Raw genomic sequence first — 15,734 nt, 5'->3', positions numbered from 1 at the left:
AGCATTAACGTTATATTCGACTTTTCTAGCCTTAAAACATGGGTTATCTGCGAAACCACCTAGCAACAGTCGTTACTGGTTGTTTTGCAGTATCTTTAACTGGCCTATACTTCTACATGCCTCCGGCGCTGAACCAACTGCTCCTAGTTTCTCTCATAGTTACTTGGTTTTTGGTTGCAATCTGCTATTTGGCGCAAAAAAGCGCTGACTGGACCAAAAAGCATGGCGGCCACGAGCATTCTCATGCAGAACACGCCCATAGCCATCCGCATGAGGAAAAAAAAAGCTCGACTAGAACAACAAACATCTCTGTAGACGAGCTAAATCGATTTCGTGAGTCGTTTACTGCTGAGCTAAACGAGCTCAAAGATGAGGTGAAGCTCAAGGACAATGAAATCAACAGGATGCGACAGGAAATTGCCAATTTAGAGACACTTGTCCAAATAGAGGCGCTAAAGGCAGAACTTGCAAATTTGAAAGCGGCTGCCGCAAAGAAAAGATAACTCACTTGCAGTGAGCGCAGGTTTTTGCTCCGCGATGGTTTTTCTTGCATCCAGGGCAGCTTATTGCGCCGCCAAAATGGCACTTGCAGACACAACCATCGTTTAGCTGTTCCATGTGTATCATTGATACGTCATCTTAATATTTGACTTGGGCAGAAGTTGCTTAATGTTCGTCAAGGCAGTCATTGCAACACTTGCATTTGCAATTGTAATGGCAACCGTAAATTCTGCATTTGCAGAAACAAGCCTGACTCCAATAAATTCTTCAATTGGACTAGAAAAAACGGAAGTGCCATTTTCTGCTCCAAAAAACAACAAGCTTCCTTGGGGATTTGTTGAGGGAAAAATTGCAAACCCAGTTGAGGGCCATCCAGTAATCATACAGATATTCAAAAACGGTGATCCGGTCCACTTTGCACAAACCGATGTCAAAGAAGACGGCTCTTATGAGTACAAGTTCCGAGTAAGAGATGTCAGCGGATCAAAGATCACAAAAATCTTTGATGGTGACTATATCGTCAAAATATTCAAGGTAGTGTACCTACCTGCTGGCTCTACTTCGGTCTAGAAGCCAAAAGTAATGTTTCATCAACTAGTTCCCTGAGCCTGGCTTTGCCTGCCTCGTCGATTATTCCATCCTTGATTTGTTCTACTGTCATGAATACTGCCTTGGGGTTTGTTATGACCCTAAAGTACGACATCAGCTGGGTCAGCAGTGTCTGCACGTCCGTAAAGCCAATTTGTCCTGAGGCCAAAATTGCAAGTCCTGCGGTTTTTCCGGCAGTGGACTTGTAGTTGACATACTCGAAGAGATTTTTGAGTGCGGCGCTGAAAAATGAGTTGTAGATGGGCGTGCCAACCAACCAGACGTCTGCATCCATGATGTCCTTTGCCGCCTGTGTCGTTGTATCAGAATAGGTCACGTCGTATCCCTTGTAGCAGTCAACCATGCCATCGGACAAATTGATGAATTTTGTTTCTGCGTTTTTTGATTTGGCGTAGTCATAAACGAACTTCATCATTACTTGTGTTACTGCCTGCTTTCGTGGGCTGCCAGAGATTACAACTATTTTCATCAGGTTAGGTTTCTCTGTTCTTTATTTAAATTAGAAAGTAAGTTTGGCAATACTTGGTGAAATAATGGTAAGCGGGCTTGGAGGGCTTCGATCCCTCGACCTGTAACTTAGGAGGCTACTGCGCTATCCATGTTGCGCGCCGAAATTGGCTCTGCGCTACAAGCCCAGCACAAAACCGAAGGTTTTACTTCATAAAAACATAATCAAGATTTGTTCTGATTAGCTCGTTGATTTTGTTCCAGAGATCACTTGATGTTTGGCCCCATTTTTCAAAATATACAACGTCCTTGAGCTCAAGGCGTGGAAGCCATTTGGCAGTCTCCAAGTCCGGCTTTTCTGCAAATTCTTCCACATGCCCAAGGCATAGATATGCAACCGGTACAATGTGCTCTGGCAGATTCAGTGCTTGCCTTAGGGTTTCATTGGATAGAATGCTGACCCAGCCCACACCGATTCCTTCTGAACGGGCTGCAAGCCACAGATTCTGCACTGCGCAACAAACACTATAGATTCCTGTTTCTGGGATGCTGGATCGGCCGATCACAAACGGGCCGAACCTAGTTGGATCATAGGTGATGCATAGATTCACGTCAGATTCCAAAATTCCTTCCAGCTTTAGTGAGAGATATTTTTCCTTTTTTTGATCATCTACATCACTTGATGAGCGGGATTTTTCAGCTTCAAAAGATTCTTTGACCTTTTGTTTTGTGGTGTTTTCTCTAATCAAAACAAAATTCCATGGCTGGGAGAACCCAACAGACGGTGCGTGATGAGCTGCATTAAGAATTCTGGCTAGTGTCTCATCAGGAATTGGTTTTGAGTTAAAGTGAGATCTTACGTCTCGCCTTGTGTAGATTGCCTTGTAGAGTCCAGATTTTTCTTGGCTGGAGAATTCGCTCATGAATCTGTTGATGCCGCTTAAAGGTTAATAATGTAGAGCTCATGGCCTGTACTTTATTGGGCCGGTAGTCTAGTTGGTTAGGATACCGCCTCGACACGGCGGTGATCGAGAGTTCGAATCTCTCTCGGCCCACCTTTTACAAAATTATTGAGAAACGTTGAATTCTTTTTCGACTAGGCTCCAAGCAGATTCTACTACGACTAGGCCTTTGGCTGAATACACGACTGGACTTTTTGATGTTATAGCAGTGTATGCGTCTGCGTTCTCTGTTGTTTTAGTAAGAGTAAATGGGCTTGGAAGCTCGATTTCGGCATTTGGATAGAATGCTGCGCGTCCAGGCATTGCAACGTCTTCTGTGGAATACTGGCTTTTGCCAATTGAGACGCCATTTGCAAATAATTCATAGTCGATTCTAGATATGGTAAATGTCTTGTCGCTTGGGTTCTTTATTACAAATCCCACGTCAAGTCTTGCTTTACCCTCTATGGTATTCTCACTTACTAGTTTGACTGTGCCCATGTCTATTTCGACCTGAGCTAGTTTGGGATTGTCAAGACTTGCATACCAAGTGATACCGCCAAGCATTGCAAGTAGGCCGCCTATTGCTACATACAGAATCATTTTGCTTTGAAGCGCCAACGAATGGTACCAAATTATCTGAACTAAAAAATGTTGGTTTCACTTAGATAATATTTGAAAGCAAGCGCAAGAGTTCATTGGCACTAGAGCAGGCAATCATCACGTGGATTCACTTGATTTGTTCGGCGATCTGGGTTGGCGGCTCATTATTCATTGCCATAGTTTTTGCTCCGATTCTCAAGTCGATGGTGCCAACAATGCAAGAACGACTACAGATAATGATCAAAGTTGGTAGACGATTTAACAAAATTGCAATACCTGCCCTATTGATTTTGATTGCAACTGGCGTGTGGAACTCCCACCAGATTCTGAATAGGCCTGAATTTTTGTTTACATCCAGCTATGGGATGATGCTGATAATCAAGATGTTTTTAGTAGCTGCCCTTTTGGGTTCATTTGCATTACATGTGAGAATAATCAGAAAAGAAGTAGAAGACAAGATAATGCAGGGCCAGCTTAGCCAGGAACAGATAACCAAGCTGCGCAAAAAGATCATAATTGTAGGCGAAGTAACCGTTGTTCTGTCCGTTTTGGTGTTGTTATTTGCCGCAATACTAGATGCTGGTCTCTAAGCCTGTTATTCGTATTTCATAGCCACTGTTGATTTTGCCTACGCCGTACTTGCAGCCAGTAATCTTTGATGTGATGTAGAGATTTGTCTCCAAGTGTGTTGAGATTTGCTGTACAGTAAAAATCGACATTTCTCGGATAAGAGCAAGAGGCGTTACTAGCATATCAGACAGATTTGTATCTGCACCAAAATTCGACGATACAAATGCAGATGTGGAATTTTTGCCAAACTCTTCCTTGGGATCAAACAGCTCGTCTGCACCATTAATTGAATCAGAATCATGACTATACATCAGAAAGGATGCTCCGGGATTTAGCGCTCGGTCTTCTGTGATTTGTGATTGTGTGGAGAATCCTTGCTTTTGTAAAACATCCTTTGCAGATGCAATTGAATTTGATATTTCATTTTGGTTTAACCCAGAAAAAGAGCAGAGAATTTTTACGTTCTTTGTGGTTCTCTTTGAGAGATGTATTGGAATTAGCTTCCGACATGGAAAAACTGTGAGGTCTATTTGGCCTCCCCCCTTTGGGTAATAGCCGCGTTTTTTGATATTCATTTCAAATTTTATGCCAAGGCGCAAAAATGCTTCGCCTAGAACAAACTTCGTGTAATTTGATGTGGGACTCCACGGAACATCTGTTCCTCCAGAAATTGACAATTCCAGTTTTTTTCCTGCAAGTGCCACAGCCGGAATTATTGCCTGCAAAATCAATGAAATGCTGCCAGCTGTTCCTACATTTTCCTGCAGTTTTATGTCTTGGATCTGTCCTGGCGAAAATGTTATACTGGTAGATCCTACTGACAGTCCGTCAATTTTTGCGTTACAAATTTTGCCGAGAATCTTGATCGTGGATAGATGTGATGGTCTGAGGCCTGGTATCTTGCGATTGTGACGAATGTTTTCTATTTTGATTGGCTTTTGCGTTATGGCAGAAAGCGTTAGTGCGGAGCGCAAGATTTGTCCTCCGCCTTCGCCGTGCGAGCCGTCGATTCGCAGTGCTTCCATTTGTTCTGGTTTCATTGTTTAGTTTTTAAATCAAGTGCAAGGAAAAAAATCATGGATGGTCTTCTCATAGGCAGATTCCAGCCTTTTCATTTGGGGCATTTAGCCGCAGTAAAATTTGCACTGACCCAAGTGGACAATTTGGCAATAGGAATTGGCAGCTCTAATCGATTCAATGAAAAAAGAAATCCATTTTCAGCAGAAGAGCGAAAAGAAATGATAGAGTCATCCGTGGAAAAATCTGATTTGCAGAAATGCAAGATCTATTTTGTGCCAGACGTAAACGATCATGCCAAGTGGACTTATCATGTTGATAGCATAATTCCAAAATATGATGTGGTGTTTTCAAACGATGATTTTACGCACGAATTGTACAAAAAGCGCGGAATCAAAGTGATATCAGTTCCACTAAAGCAAAGAGAGATCCTGTCCGGAACTGACATTAGGCAAAAAATAGCAACAGGACAAAGCTGGGCCGAGTTTGTGCCGCAAGGAACCGCAAAGGTTTTGCTGAAAATTAATGCACAAGATCGCCTGGCCAAACTTTAGTTTTAAATAAAGCCCGCAAAACAGGTCAAACTGCTTATGGAATATCTAGTCATGTTGCCTGGTCCAACAAACGTACCAGAGCGAGTAATGCGCGCAATGATCACGCCAATGATTAACCATAGAAGTGACGATTTTGTAGAATTATACCAAGACGCCGTAGAAAAAACTCAAAAAGTTTTCAAGAGTAGCGGCGAGGCAGTCTTGCTTTCAGCATCCGGAACAGGAGCTGTTGAAGCAAGCGTTATCAATATTGTAAAGCCTGGGGACAAGGTAATCATCCCAACAAACGGAGAGTTCTCCGGAAGACTGGCGCAAATGCTGGAATGGGCCGGCGCCAAAGTCATAAAACTGGAAAGCACCCCTGGAACAAACGTAACATTTGATCAAGTAAAGGAAGCATTTGATAACAACAAGGACGTCAAGGCGTTCTATTGCGTATGGAATGAGACTTCAACTGGAACCATGATAAAATATTTGGATAAAATCAAGGATCTTACAGCAAGAAACGACGCGTTCTATGTAGTAGACGGCGTTTCCATTGTCGGCGGCGAAGACCTAGAAATGGACAAGTGGGGAATCGACGTTGCAATGACTGGAGCACAAAAGGCATTTGCGGCACCGCCGGGAATCTCACCAATTGTGGTAAACGAGCGGGCCAAAAAATACATGAACGCAAATCCGCCAAAGACAATGTACTTTAATTTATCAAGATATTTCCACTATTACGAAGAGGCAAAACACACTCCATTCACGCCAGCCCTCCCGTTGCTATATGCATACAGAGAGGCAATGAACGTCATACTAGAAGAAGGCCTAGACAACAGAATCAGAAGACACCGAGTATGCTCACAAGCACTCTATTCTGGATTATCCGAGCTTGGCCTGACTCCATTTGCAAAAGAAGACGCAAGATCAACAGTTGTGGTCGCACTAAACTACCTACAAGGACTAGAGGACAAGACCTTTAGAAACACACTTGCAGACAAATTCCGAGTTCTAGTTGCAGGTGGATTTGGAAACCTAAAGGGCAAAGTATTCCGAGTTGGCTGCATGGGCGAGGTCCAAAAATACCACGTCATGCGAACAATTTCTTCAATCGGCTCCACACTAGAAATGATGGGCTACAAGACCAAACAGATGGAAGCCCTCAAAGTTGCCGAAGACAAACTCAAGCAGCTTTAATATTAGGAAATTCGAGGAGCGATCGCATGGCATTCACTAAAGGCTCATTGATTCTAATTGATTATACTGCAAAGGTAAAGGACTCTAATGAAGTAGTAGAGACCACCATTGCGGATGAGGCAAAAAAGCACAATCTATTCCAGGAAAACATCAAGTACCAACCAAAACTGGTCTCAGTAGGCGAGTCTTGGGTCCTAAAAGGACTTGATGATGCCTTAGCAAATGCAAAGGCGGGCGACAAGCTAACAGTAGATGTGACACCAGACAAGGGCTTTGGCGAGCGCGACTCTGGAAAAGTCCGCATGATTCCACTAAGAAAGCTAGGCGAAGACGCAGACAAGGTCGGCGTCGGCGATACTATTGAAGTTGATCAGAAAACAGGAGTCGTAAGATTTGTCGGCTCTGGCAGAGTCCAAGTTGACTTCAACCATCGACTAGCAGGAAAGACCGTAGTCTATGATGTCAACGTGCTCAAGGCACTAGAGACACCTGAAGACAAGATCAACGGCATTCTAAAAAGACACCTGCCAGTGGAGGATTCGAAAATATCATCGAAGCTAAACGGCAATACACTTGATGTTACAATTCCAGAAGAGATCTTTGGCGCAGAAAGCCTGAGAATTATCAAGCACTTTATCCAGATGGACGCCTTCAAGTTTGTCCCAACACTGGAGAAGATCAACTTTGTTGAGACATATGCCAACAAAAAGACAGAAAAGAAAGAAGAAAAGCCACAAGAGGCAGCTGCAGCTGCTCCAGCAAAAAAATAAGTCTCTCCTAAAACTTAAGAGTCCCTCCTAGATTGTTGATTTATTGTCAGCAGTTACAGTAATTGGCGGAAAGGCATCTGAAGATCTAGCAAGAAAACTGGCAAGAAAACTAAAGGCAAATTTTGTTTCATCTGAGCTGCGAGTCTTTCCAGACGGTGAAAGCAAGGTTACAATTTCTGCAAAACCCAAAGGCAAAATCATTGTAGTAAATTCGACATACCCACCCGTTGACACCAACCTGATGCAGACATTGTCACTTATCTCAAAGGCAAGGCAGTTCTCAAGGCAGGTAATCTGTGCCATACCATACATGGGATACGCACGACAGGATAGAGAATTCCTCCAAGGAGAGATAGTCACGTTATCGGTTATTGCCAAGCTTCTCTCGGCCGCAGGCGCATCGAAAATTATAGTAGTTGATATGCACAGTATGCTTGGGCTCAAGCATTTTACCATTCCAATCAAAAATGTCTCTGCGGTACCAGAACTAGCTAACTATCTCAAAAAGCTCAGGCTCAAAAACCCACTTGTGGTCTCACCAGACTTGGGTGGCAAAGAGCGGGCAAAGGAATTTGCAAAATTCTATGGAACCAATTACATTGCATTGCAAAAACAGCGCGACAGAAAGACAGGCAAAGTCCAGATCATGACTGCAAACCTTGACGGAGTAAAGGGGCGAGACCTCGTACTAGTGGATGACATGATAAGCACCGGTGGAAGTATTGTCAAGGCAACGCAGTTTCTAAAAAAGCAAAAGTGCGGACGAGTCTATGTAGCATGCACCCATGCGTTACTAATTGACAATGCTGAAAAGAAAATTAAAAAATCTGGCGTCTCTGCTATCATATCTGCAAATACAATTCCTGGCAACACGTCAATAGTTGACGTCTCTGGAGTAATTGCAAAGGCAATCTAAATGCCAGAAAGCTTTTTTCTAGTTTCAAAAGAATATCCAGAATTAGCAGTAGACGAGGTAGTCACACTGGTAAAAATGTACGACAGATTTGCCAAAGTCAAGACCATTTCCAATTTGATTCTGGTGCAAAGCGTTACTCCTTGGGAGAAAATTGCAAGACGCGCCACATTTGTAAAAACTGCAGGACAGCTATTGCGCAAAATGTCCAATGTATTCTTTGATGAGAATAATTATTCTCTTTTGTTTGGCGCAAAGTCATTCATGTGCAAGGCAATCAATCTCTCAGATAGACCAGTAGACATTCCGGAAATAGAGAGATCGCTAGGCAGCATGGTCTCTACTTTTTGCAATGCTAAGGTATCGCTGGAAGACCCAGACGTTGTGATATACATGATTTTCACAGAAGAAGAGAATTTTTTTGGGTTTGCCACTAAATTTGAGCCTGCAAAGCGACCTGAAAAGCTCACAAAATTCCATCATGAGCTGGACTGGAAGCTCACCCGAGCAATGATAAATCTGGCAAAAATTCACGACGATGAAACAGTCTGCGATCCGTTTTGCGGAACTGGCAGCACTCTGCTTGAGGCGCAGTCCATGGGAATCAAGTCAATTGGAATTGATTTTGATGAGAAAATGTGCAAAATAACAAAGGATAATCTAAAGAAAAACGGATTTTCTGCCGAGGTGTACAACCAAAATTATGATTACATGGACCAGCTGAGCTTTGATGGAATTGTAACTGATCTGCCATATGGCACGGCATCCAAGGTTTCCGAGCCGCCAAAGAAAATCATGAAAAAATTCATCTCAAAGATGCCAAAAAAGGCAAAATTTGCCATCATGTGCAAGAAAGGCCTGGACGACGGAGTCAAGCTAAACCTGACAAAAAAATATGAGATATACAGACACAAGAGCCTAACGAGGATGATTCTGGTAAAATGAAGCTAGTATTTTTGGGCACATCGGCGGCGCAGCCAACAGAAGACAGAGGACTGTCATGTATCTGCCTTGAGCGGGAAGGCGAAATTCTGATGTTTGATGCAGGAGAAGGTGCACAGGTATCGTATTTGAAGTCGGGCCTTGGCTGGAACAAGAAAATGAAGATCTTTGTAACGCATATGCATGGAGACCACTGCATTGGTGTTCTTGGATTACTCCAAACCATGACATTACAGCACAGAACAGAGCCAGTGGAGATCTACGGCCCAGACGGAATTGAACAATTCATTGGGGAAAACATTAGAATTTTGCAGTTTGGATTGTCATTTCCTGTTATCATTACTGCAGTAAGCCCCGGTACAATATGTGATGAAAAGACGTACCTTGTGCGTGCGCAAAAGGCGGAACACTCTGTCTTGGCGTTCTCGTATCTATTTGAGGAAAAAGACAAGCCTGGCAAATTCGACAGGGACCAGGCAATAAAGCTAGGAATACCTGAAGGCCCACTCTGGCATGACCTGCAGATAGGAAAAGAGATCAAAGTTGGTGACAAGACATTTACACCATCACAAGTAGTTGGAGAAAAAAGGCCTGGCAAGAAAATCGGAATCTCTGGAGACACCAGGCCTACCAAACTATTAGAGGAGTTTTTCAAAAATTGCGACTATCTATCATTTGATTGCACATTTTCTGACAAGCTCAAAGAAAAAGCAATAGAGACTAATCATTCTACTGCAAAAGAAGCTGCAACATTGGCAAAAAATGCAAATGTGGCAAATCTAATCTTGACTCATTTTTCTGCAAGATACAAAGATGAGTCCGAGCTGGTCCAAGAAGCAAAGATAATTCATGGCTCTGTGATTGCTGCAAAAGACCTGCTCGAAGTTGAAATAAGATAATGTTTGATTCTTTATCCAGACAAATCAAGGACGCAAAGAAAATAGTCTTTGTCACTGGTGCCGGCATATCCCAAGAAAGCGGAATTCCTACATTTAGGGGAAAAGATGGATTGTGGAGAAAATACGATTCGATGCAGCTTGCAACAATTGACGCATTCTATGAAGACCCAAAGCTAGTCTGGGAATGGTATGAGGAAAGACGGACAAATATTCTGGCTGCAAAGCCAAATGCAGGACATTTTGCAATATCTGAGCTTGCAAAATTCAAAGAAGTAATCGTATTGACGCAAAACATCGATGGTCTCCACCAAAGATCAGGAAGCAGGCATGTTTTGGAACTGCATGGCAGTATAATCCGTATAAAATGCACCGTTTGTGATTTCAAGGACAACATCACAACTTCATTTGACTCTCTTCCGCCAAAGTGCAAGTGCGGCAACATTTTGCGCCCAGATGTTGTTTGGTTTGGGGAAGGATTGCCACAGGATGTGTGGGATGAGGCTATCTCCCACGCACAAACCTGCGATGTGATGATAATTGCAGGCACGTCTTTGGTGGTATCGCCTGCAAATACTTTACCGCTATACGCAAAGCAAAACGGAGCTGTCTTAATCGAGGTAAATCCGGAAAAAACAGTCATGTCATCGGAAATGGATCTTTCAGTTAGAGAGACTTCTGCAAATGCATTACCAAAGCTTGTAGAGTTAGTGTCTACTGGCTAAACACACCATAAATGGTGTTTTCATTATTTCCTTGCGGATTGTACACTGACGAGTTTACTGTGCCGTATTCTGCATGCTCTACTATCATTTCTATTATATGCGGAGTATCAGAGACGTCATCAACACTTGTATCAAACTTTGATGCAAAAAATTCTCCAGAGAATAATTGTTTTTCAGAATTGCTTAGTGTCACTGTGACTTTGAGTGTCTTGCCAGAAGAATCCTCATAGTGAATCGATACTGTATTGTCATCGTTTTTTGTCGTGGTTAATTGTAATGTTTCAAAGATTTTGGTTTGCGGAGTCGGCTCTACCGTTACTGTCTGCTCACCAGTTATAGGATCAGTTAATACTGTTACTTGGACTGGCTTGTGTTTTTCATATTGGCAGTCCTTTAGTGTTATAGTATGTGTTAGCTCTTTTACTCCGTTGATTGTCTTTGCCATTTTAGGAACGGAAACCTTGCATGTTTTTTCATTCTCGTTTCTTTCATAGACTTGGCCAGAGTATACTTCTTTTTTTGGCGGAATGACTAGCTGGTCTTCAATTTTTGTAATCGGGTTTAGCTGGTCCACATTTGGCACGACATTATCAATTTTGTCGCCAACAACATCGGATGTCTTGTCTATTTCATAGGAGACTCGCTTGACTGTAGTATCCTTTAGTCCGTCAATGTTCTCTGCTACGGCATTAATTGTGGGATTTACGTTGATGCCTAGATTGTCCTGCTGGAAATAGACTAGGACTCCGGCTACTGCCAAAATTATGCCTACTGCCAGTAATTTTCCTATCAACAGGCATAGATATTGGAAAAGTCATAAAAAATCAGAAAACAAATCCAGCTGAGCAACTAGGGAAAAAAGATGACTAAGAGATGAGCCACTCTATTACGCGCTCTATATTCTTCGATGACAGAATAATCTTGATTGGGCCCAAAGGAGATTCGTCATCATGCTCACATACTGCAACATTATTTGCAAACGCCGCCTGCTTGTTTAGGTAAAACCAGGTAGAGTTTCCTTCGAGATTTTCGTTTAGAATTCGATAATAGATCTTCTTGGTGTTGTGATTTGTAATGGATTCGTGGATTTTTGAGAATGATTCCAGCTCTTTTGATGTTGCCTGTAGCGAGTATTTGCTTGCCTTGATCTCTACATTATCCAAGATGTTGGATATTGCCTGCTCTACTTTGGCAGGATCTTCTGATGGATTAATGGAACACACCGCCTCGATTTTGCAGTCAACTAGAGGAATCATGCAAGCCACTTGGAAATGATTTGGTGGGCCGTCTCGATTAGCTGGTCTACTGTGAAATTATTGTTGGATAGTGTCTCATCAGCTAATGCAATAGAAGCAGAGATTCCAACACCGATTTCCCTGTTGTCTCGCTCATCAAAGCTTTGTCTGTTTTGTGGATCATCGGATCGGTGTCGTGCAGACAGAAATGTGTAACGTGTGTCAGTTGATGCATGTATTGCCAATAATTTTACTGTGGCAAGTTTTTTGAGCACTTCGATTTCCGCATTGGATCGAACACCGTCAATTACCACAACATCGGATTTAGAATTTACAATTTGATCCTTGATTAATTCCGCTACTGCACCCTGGCCATTTTTTTCTCTTAGTTCTAACATTAGTTTGCCCAAGTTTTGGCCGGTTGGTTCTAGATTGCGTCTTTTTGCCTCCGCCCGCACTGCATCGCCCATGTTTATGCTTGTAAATCCCTTTTTTTGCAAGCCTGCAGCAATGGTGGATTTTCCTGCGCCAGGCATGCCAGTCAGGCACACAATCAGCTTTGTCATGTTTTTGCACCCTTTGTGCCCGATATAGAATTACCGCAAGCCATTAAAAAGACAAGTACATCATTTCTCAAATGCGAACATTTGTTGCAGTAGAGATTACTGATGGTACAGTTTTGGATTCAATCAAAAAAGTACAATCTGAAATCAAAATTCCTGCAAAGCCAGTTGAAATTCACAACATGCACTTTACACTAATGTTTCTAGGAGAGATAACAGAGGAAATGGCAAAAAAAGTTCAGGCCCAGCTGGATACCATACAATTTTCCTCATTTGATATTGGATTTATCGGGGTGAGTGCTTTCCCAAAGCCCAAGTTTCCGCGAGTAATCTGGATCGGCCTAGACCAAGGAGGAGAAAAGCTGGTCGAGCTTGCTAAACTAGTAGAGGAAAAGCTAGCTCCACTGGGATTCAGATCGGACAAGCCACTCAAGCCTCATGCCACCATATTTAGAATAAAAAACAAGACAGGCGACATTACAGACCAAATCTCAAAATATTCTTCTACAAAATTTGGCACACAAAAGGTATCTTCCATCAAGTTCAAGCAAAGCGTTCTTACACCTAGCGGGCCAATCTATTCTGATATAGGAGTAATAAACGCAAAATGAACCACATCCTAAAACAGGCAGAAAAGTACGTCATCCCATCGGAAAAGCTGCAAAAGCAAAAGGATGTGATTGTGGAGCAGTCAGTCAGATTAGTGCAAAAAGAGGCATCCAAGTATTCCCAGGTAACAGGAATTGAGATCGTCGGATCTTATGCCAAGGGGACGTGGCTTCCAAAAAGAGCAGACATTGATGTTTTTGTAAAGTTCCACTCCGACACCCCAGAAAAAGAGTTTGTAGATATTGGCAAAAAAATCGGATTTGCCGCACTACACCAGTTCAAGCCCTATGTCAGATATGCCGAGCACCCGTTCGTGGAAGCGCAAATCCGTGACACCAAGGTAAACGTGGTCCCTTGCTATGACGTGCAGGAAGGTGCCTGGAAGAGCTCAGCAGACAGGTCCCCGTTTCACACAAAATTCATGATAAAATCGTTAACTGGCACAATGAAAAACGAGGTAAGACTGCTAAAGGCATTCTTGAAGGCAGATGACATCTATGGTGCAGAGATTGCCAAGCAGGGATTTTCCGGTTATGTGGCAGAGGTCTTGGTTCTCAATTTCGGCTCGCTTGAAAATGTACTAAAAGAGATTGCGCAGCTAAAGGCAGGCCAAGTAATTGGAAAGACGACAAAGCAGTTTGATACAAAAATTGTCATAATAGATCCAATAGATGAGAACAGAAACTTGGGCGCTGCAATATCCAATGAAAACATTGGAAGATTTGTCCTAGCTGCGCGTGCGTTTTTGCGCAAACCAGCCTTGTCATTTTTCACTATAAAGAAAAAAAGCGCCAAGCTAGACACAAAAAATGTTCTGGTGTTATCGTTTAGGTACAAGCCACGCAGCCCAGACATAATTTGGGGCCAGATAAAGCGCGCGGCAACATCTCTTGCCACACAAATGAATCAGGCTGGGTTTTCCGTATTGAAGAGATCAGCTACCATATCTGAGAATAATGTTGCGTCATTGTTGTTTTTGTTGCAATCAAAAAAGCTGGATGACCTGCAGACAAGGCTAGGGCCAGAGTTCTTTGTAGCAGATCACGTGGAAAAATTCATTGCTGCAAACAAAAAGAAAAGTCTAGCGATGTGGATTAATGATGACGGAAAGGTTTGTTCTCTGCAAAAAAGACAAAACGTAGATGCACAAAAATTCCTAAAATTTCTCATCCAATATAATATAGAAAAATCTGGAGTTCCCGCTGGATTAAAATCAGAAATTAAAAAATTCAAAATCACAACTGCAAGTGCCGCCAAAGGCAAATCCATTAAAGAGGCTGCACGGAAACTCGTCTCAACAGATGAGACAATTTTTTCCAGCAAGTGATCTAGTCAAGGAACCATATTCTGCAATACTTGGATACCCAAGGGCGACTAGAGCGCAGCTCCAATCAAGAGTAAAAGAACTCAAGAGTCTAGGCATAGACGGTGTGTCATTTGAGGGTCCAATGACACTTGACAAGATCTGCGTTTTGGGCAAGGGCTATGCAGGAATAGTAGTCTTGGCAAAAATGGGCACAAAAAAAGTTGCACTCAAAATTCGCAGAACAGACTCGCCAAGACCAGACATGAAAAATGAGACTATACTGCTAGGAGCTGCAAACAAGGCAGGCGTAGGGCCCAAGCTGATAGCTAGCAGCAAGAATTTTGTCGTAATGGAGTTTTTGTCAGGCGTAAAAATCTACGACTGGGTCTCTGAGCTAAAAGGCAAAGGAAGTGCTGCCAAGCTAAAAACCGTGATAAAAAAAGTTCTAACTGACTGTTACAAATTAGATGAAGCTGGCCTTGACCATGGGGAATTAAGCAACATAACAAAGCATGTTATTGTAGGCAAAAACATCACCATGATCGACTTTGAGAGCGCCAGCTTGGAGCGCAAGGCATCCAATGTCACTTCAGCTTCCCAAGCCATCCTGATTGGCTCGGGTCTTGCAAAAATGGTAAATAGAATATACAAGCTTCCACCAAAACAAAAAATCATTTCTGCATTGCGCAACTACAAGGAAATTAGAACTCAACAAAGCTTTGATGACGTACTAGAGGTTCTCAAGCTGAGTTGACAGCTGCACTAAAACACCTCAAAAAAGACAGAAAGCTAGCCAAGGTAATCGACAAAATAGGAAAGTACAATCTACCAATTACAAAAAATCCATATGAATCACTAGTAGAGGCAATCATAACACAGCAGCTCTCTGGCAAGGCAGCTGATTCCATCTCCACTAGATTTAGAGAAATTTATGGAAGATTCCCCAAACCAGCTGATGTCCTAAAGACATCTGATGTCAAGCTGCGAAAAGATGGTTTATCGTACATGAAGGTCTCTTACATCAAGGATTTGTCTAGCAGAGTAGAATCTAAAGAGATCAGACTGTCATACATGAGAAATCTCACAGACGAAGAGGTAATTGAGCAGCTAACAAAAGTAAGGGGGATTGGACGCTGGACTGCAGAAATGTTTTTGATTTTTTCTCTGGGCAGGCAGGATGTTTTACCTGTGGGGGACTTGGGGCTCAAAAAGGGAATCCAGAAGCTGTATTCGCTATCAGATCTGCCAAAAAAGGAGCAAATGGAAAAAATTGCGGAAAAATGGCGTCCATATAGAAGCGTGGCTACGTGGTATTTGTGGCGCAGCCTGAATCAGTTTGACATTGGATAGA

Annotated in this window: 21 protein-coding genes and 2 tRNA genes; 15 read left to right on the top strand and 8 right to left on the bottom strand. The window is 42.6% G+C overall.

The window, feature by feature from the left end:
- Positions 1–38 precede the first annotated feature (38 nt).
- Both NAQ_RS07395 and NAQ_RS07390 read left to right on the top strand, forming a co-directional pair.
- The gene (locus NAQ_RS07395) at positions 39–503 is read left to right on the top strand and encodes a hypothetical protein (RefSeq protein ID WP_100182919.1); all 465 of its coding nucleotides are present in this window, start codon (positions 39–41) and stop codon (positions 501–503) included.
- Between the two features lie 166 nt (positions 504–669).
- On the top strand, positions 670–1,071 hold the full coding sequence (locus NAQ_RS07390; protein WP_100182918.1) for a hypothetical protein: 402 nt from the start codon (positions 670–672) through the stop codon (positions 1,069–1,071).
- Here the strand turns inward: NAQ_RS07390 and NAQ_RS07385 are convergent.
- The 3 genes from NAQ_RS07385 to bluB form a co-directional block, all read right to left on the bottom strand.
- Positions 1,058–1,579 carry an NADPH-dependent FMN reductase gene (locus tag NAQ_RS07385; RefSeq protein WP_100182917.1) on the bottom strand — a complete coding sequence of 174 codons (522 nt, stop codon included), beginning with the start codon at positions 1,577–1,579 and terminating at the stop codon, positions 1,058–1,060. The two genes, NAQ_RS07390 and NAQ_RS07385, sit on opposite strands and share 14 nt — an antisense overlap.
- Before the next feature lie 72 nt (positions 1,580–1,651).
- Positions 1,652–1,745: transfer RNA gene (locus NAQ_RS10155), tRNA-Arg, on the bottom strand.
- 18 nt (positions 1,746–1,763) lie between these two features.
- Positions 1,764–2,480: a 5,6-dimethylbenzimidazole synthase gene (bluB, locus tag NAQ_RS07380; protein ID WP_100182916.1), complete on the bottom strand. Its 717-nt coding sequence runs from the start codon at positions 2,478–2,480 to the stop codon at positions 1,764–1,766.
- 58 nt (positions 2,481–2,538) lie between these two features.
- Between bluB and NAQ_RS07375 the strand changes: the two genes are divergently transcribed.
- Positions 2,539–2,612 (top strand) — tRNA-Val (locus NAQ_RS07375).
- Positions 2,613–2,624: 12 nt separating this feature from the next.
- Here the strand turns inward: NAQ_RS07375 and NAQ_RS07370 are convergent.
- Complete coding sequence (locus NAQ_RS07370; RefSeq protein ID WP_245871572.1) at positions 2,625–3,119, bottom strand: hypothetical protein; 495 nt, start codon at positions 3,117–3,119, stop codon at positions 2,625–2,627.
- A 77-nt stretch (positions 3,120–3,196) separates the two neighbouring features.
- On the opposite strand from NAQ_RS07370, the gene NAQ_RS07365 reads away from it, so the two are divergent.
- Positions 3,197–3,691, top strand: coding sequence for a DUF4149 domain-containing protein (locus NAQ_RS07365; RefSeq protein WP_100182915.1), 495 nt, complete (start codon positions 3,197–3,199; stop codon positions 3,689–3,691).
- Here the strand turns inward: NAQ_RS07365 and rtcA are convergent.
- On the bottom strand, positions 3,674–4,711 hold the full coding sequence (rtcA, locus tag NAQ_RS07360; RefSeq protein WP_245871571.1) for an RNA 3'-terminal phosphate cyclase: 1,038 nt from the start codon (positions 4,709–4,711) through the stop codon (positions 3,674–3,676). The genes NAQ_RS07365 and rtcA overlap by 18 nt on opposite strands.
- A 36-nt stretch (positions 4,712–4,747) precedes the next feature.
- Here rtcA and NAQ_RS07355 point away from each other — a divergent pair, with 36 nt between their 5' ends.
- From NAQ_RS07355 to NAQ_RS07325, 7 genes are read left to right on the top strand one after another with little or no spacing between them, the layout of a single operon-like run.
- Positions 4,748–5,242, top strand: a complete 495-nt coding sequence (locus NAQ_RS07355; RefSeq protein WP_100182914.1) for a nicotinamide-nucleotide adenylyltransferase — start codon at positions 4,748–4,750, stop codon at positions 5,240–5,242.
- Between the two features lie 36 nt (positions 5,243–5,278).
- Entirely contained in the window at positions 5,279–6,424 is a 1,146-nt protein-coding gene (locus NAQ_RS07350) for a pyridoxal-phosphate-dependent aminotransferase family protein (protein WP_100182913.1), read from the top strand.
- Positions 6,425–6,450: 26 nt separating this feature from the next.
- A complete protein-coding gene (locus NAQ_RS07345; protein WP_100182912.1) occupies positions 6,451–7,194 on the top strand; it encodes a peptidylprolyl isomerase in 744 nt (247 codons plus the stop codon).
- Positions 7,195–7,237: 43 nt separating this feature from the next.
- On the top strand, positions 7,238–8,110 hold the full coding sequence (locus tag NAQ_RS07340) for a ribose-phosphate diphosphokinase (protein WP_100182911.1): 873 nt from the start codon (positions 7,238–7,240) through the stop codon (positions 8,108–8,110).
- Entirely contained in the window at positions 8,111–9,052 is a 942-nt protein-coding gene (locus NAQ_RS07335) for a DNA methyltransferase (protein ID WP_100182910.1), read from the top strand.
- Positions 9,049–9,948 carry a ribonuclease Z gene (rnz, locus tag NAQ_RS07330; RefSeq protein ID WP_100182909.1) on the top strand — a complete coding sequence of 300 codons (900 nt, stop codon included), beginning with the start codon at positions 9,049–9,051 and terminating at the stop codon, positions 9,946–9,948. The genes NAQ_RS07335 and rnz overlap by 4 nt, the downstream gene beginning before the upstream one ends.
- Entirely contained in the window at positions 9,948–10,670 is a 723-nt protein-coding gene (locus NAQ_RS07325; protein WP_100182908.1) for an SIR2 family NAD-dependent protein deacylase, read from the top strand. The genes rnz and NAQ_RS07325 overlap by 1 nt, the downstream gene beginning before the upstream one ends.
- Here NAQ_RS07325 and NAQ_RS07320 read toward each other — a convergent pair.
- From NAQ_RS07320 to NAQ_RS07310, 3 genes are all read right to left on the bottom strand, one after another.
- Positions 10,660–11,463 carry a hypothetical protein gene (locus NAQ_RS07320; RefSeq protein WP_100182907.1) on the bottom strand — a complete coding sequence of 268 codons (804 nt, stop codon included), beginning with the start codon at positions 11,461–11,463 and terminating at the stop codon, positions 10,660–10,662. The genes NAQ_RS07325 and NAQ_RS07320 overlap by 11 nt on opposite strands.
- A gap of 73 nt (positions 11,464–11,536) precedes the next feature.
- Positions 11,537–11,926 carry an RNA-binding domain-containing protein gene (locus NAQ_RS07315; RefSeq protein ID WP_100182906.1) on the bottom strand — a complete coding sequence of 130 codons (390 nt, stop codon included), beginning with the start codon at positions 11,924–11,926 and terminating at the stop codon, positions 11,537–11,539.
- A complete protein-coding gene (locus NAQ_RS07310; protein WP_100182905.1) occupies positions 11,923–12,471 on the bottom strand; it encodes an AAA family ATPase in 549 nt (182 codons plus the stop codon). Before NAQ_RS07310 ends, NAQ_RS07315 begins: the two co-directional genes overlap by 4 nt.
- Before the next feature lie 71 nt (positions 12,472–12,542).
- Between NAQ_RS07310 and thpR the strand changes: the two genes are divergently transcribed.
- The 4 genes from thpR to NAQ_RS07290 are packed head-to-tail and all read left to right on the top strand — an operon-like array spanning position 12,543 to position 15,733.
- Positions 12,543–13,079 carry an RNA 2',3'-cyclic phosphodiesterase gene (gene thpR / locus NAQ_RS07305; RefSeq protein ID WP_100182904.1) on the top strand — a complete coding sequence of 179 codons (537 nt, stop codon included), beginning with the start codon at positions 12,543–12,545 and terminating at the stop codon, positions 13,077–13,079.
- Entirely contained in the window at positions 13,076–14,404 is a 1,329-nt protein-coding gene (cca, locus tag NAQ_RS07300; RefSeq protein ID WP_100182903.1) for a CCA tRNA nucleotidyltransferase, read from the top strand. Before thpR ends, cca begins: the two co-directional genes overlap by 4 nt.
- Complete coding sequence (locus NAQ_RS07295; RefSeq protein ID WP_100182902.1) at positions 14,379–15,137, top strand: RIO1 family regulatory kinase/ATPase domain-containing protein; 759 nt, start codon at positions 14,379–14,381, stop codon at positions 15,135–15,137. The genes cca and NAQ_RS07295 overlap by 26 nt, the downstream gene beginning before the upstream one ends.
- Entirely contained in the window at positions 15,134–15,733 is a 600-nt protein-coding gene (locus NAQ_RS07290; protein WP_100182901.1) for a DNA-3-methyladenine glycosylase family protein, read from the top strand. The genes NAQ_RS07295 and NAQ_RS07290 overlap by 4 nt, the downstream gene beginning before the upstream one ends.
- Position 15,734 lies beyond the last annotated feature (1 nt).

It is taken from the genome of Candidatus Nitrosotenuis aquarius (assembly GCF_002787055.1).
Lineage (GTDB): Archaea > Thermoproteota > Nitrososphaeria > Nitrososphaerales > Nitrosopumilaceae > Nitrosotenuis > Nitrosotenuis aquarius.
Note: the sequence above shows the minus strand (reverse complement) of the source record. Positions and strands in the feature narration are given on the sequence as shown.

Coding starts and splice junctions, on each gene's coding strand:
- NAQ_RS07395 (WP_100182919.1), top strand. CDS start 39: ATGGGTTATCTGCGAAACCACCTAGCAACAGTCGTTACTGGTTGTTTT.
- NAQ_RS07390 (WP_100182918.1), top strand. CDS start 670: ATGTTCGTCAAGGCAGTCATTGCAACACTTGCATTTGCAATTGTAATG.
- NAQ_RS07385 (WP_100182917.1), bottom strand. CDS start 1,579: ATGAAAATAGTTGTAATCTCTGGCAGCCCACGAAAGCAGGCAGTAACA.
- bluB (WP_100182916.1), bottom strand. CDS start 2,480: ATGAGCGAATTCTCCAGCCAAGAAAAATCTGGACTCTACAAGGCAATC.
- rtcA (WP_245871571.1), bottom strand. CDS start 4,711: ATGAAACCAGAACAAATGGAAGCACTGCGAATCGACGGCTCGCACGGC.
- NAQ_RS07355 (WP_100182914.1), top strand. CDS start 4,748: ATGGATGGTCTTCTCATAGGCAGATTCCAGCCTTTTCATTTGGGGCAT.
- NAQ_RS07350 (WP_100182913.1), top strand. CDS start 5,279: ATGGAATATCTAGTCATGTTGCCTGGTCCAACAAACGTACCAGAGCGA.
- NAQ_RS07345 (WP_100182912.1), top strand. CDS start 6,451: ATGGCATTCACTAAAGGCTCATTGATTCTAATTGATTATACTGCAAAG.
- NAQ_RS07335 (WP_100182910.1), top strand. CDS start 8,111: ATGCCAGAAAGCTTTTTTCTAGTTTCAAAAGAATATCCAGAATTAGCA.
- rnz (WP_100182909.1), top strand. CDS start 9,049: ATGAAGCTAGTATTTTTGGGCACATCGGCGGCGCAGCCAACAGAAGAC.
- NAQ_RS07325 (WP_100182908.1), top strand. CDS start 9,948: ATGTTTGATTCTTTATCCAGACAAATCAAGGACGCAAAGAAAATAGTC.
- NAQ_RS07315 (WP_100182906.1), bottom strand. CDS start 11,926: ATGATTCCTCTAGTTGACTGCAAAATCGAGGCGGTGTGTTCCATTAAT.
- NAQ_RS07310 (WP_100182905.1), bottom strand. CDS start 12,471: ATGACAAAGCTGATTGTGTGCCTGACTGGCATGCCTGGCGCAGGAAAA.
- thpR (WP_100182904.1), top strand. CDS start 12,543: ATGCGAACATTTGTTGCAGTAGAGATTACTGATGGTACAGTTTTGGAT.
- cca (WP_100182903.1), top strand. CDS start 13,076: ATGAACCACATCCTAAAACAGGCAGAAAAGTACGTCATCCCATCGGAA.
- NAQ_RS07295 (WP_100182902.1), top strand. CDS start 14,379: ATGAGACAATTTTTTCCAGCAAGTGATCTAGTCAAGGAACCATATTCT.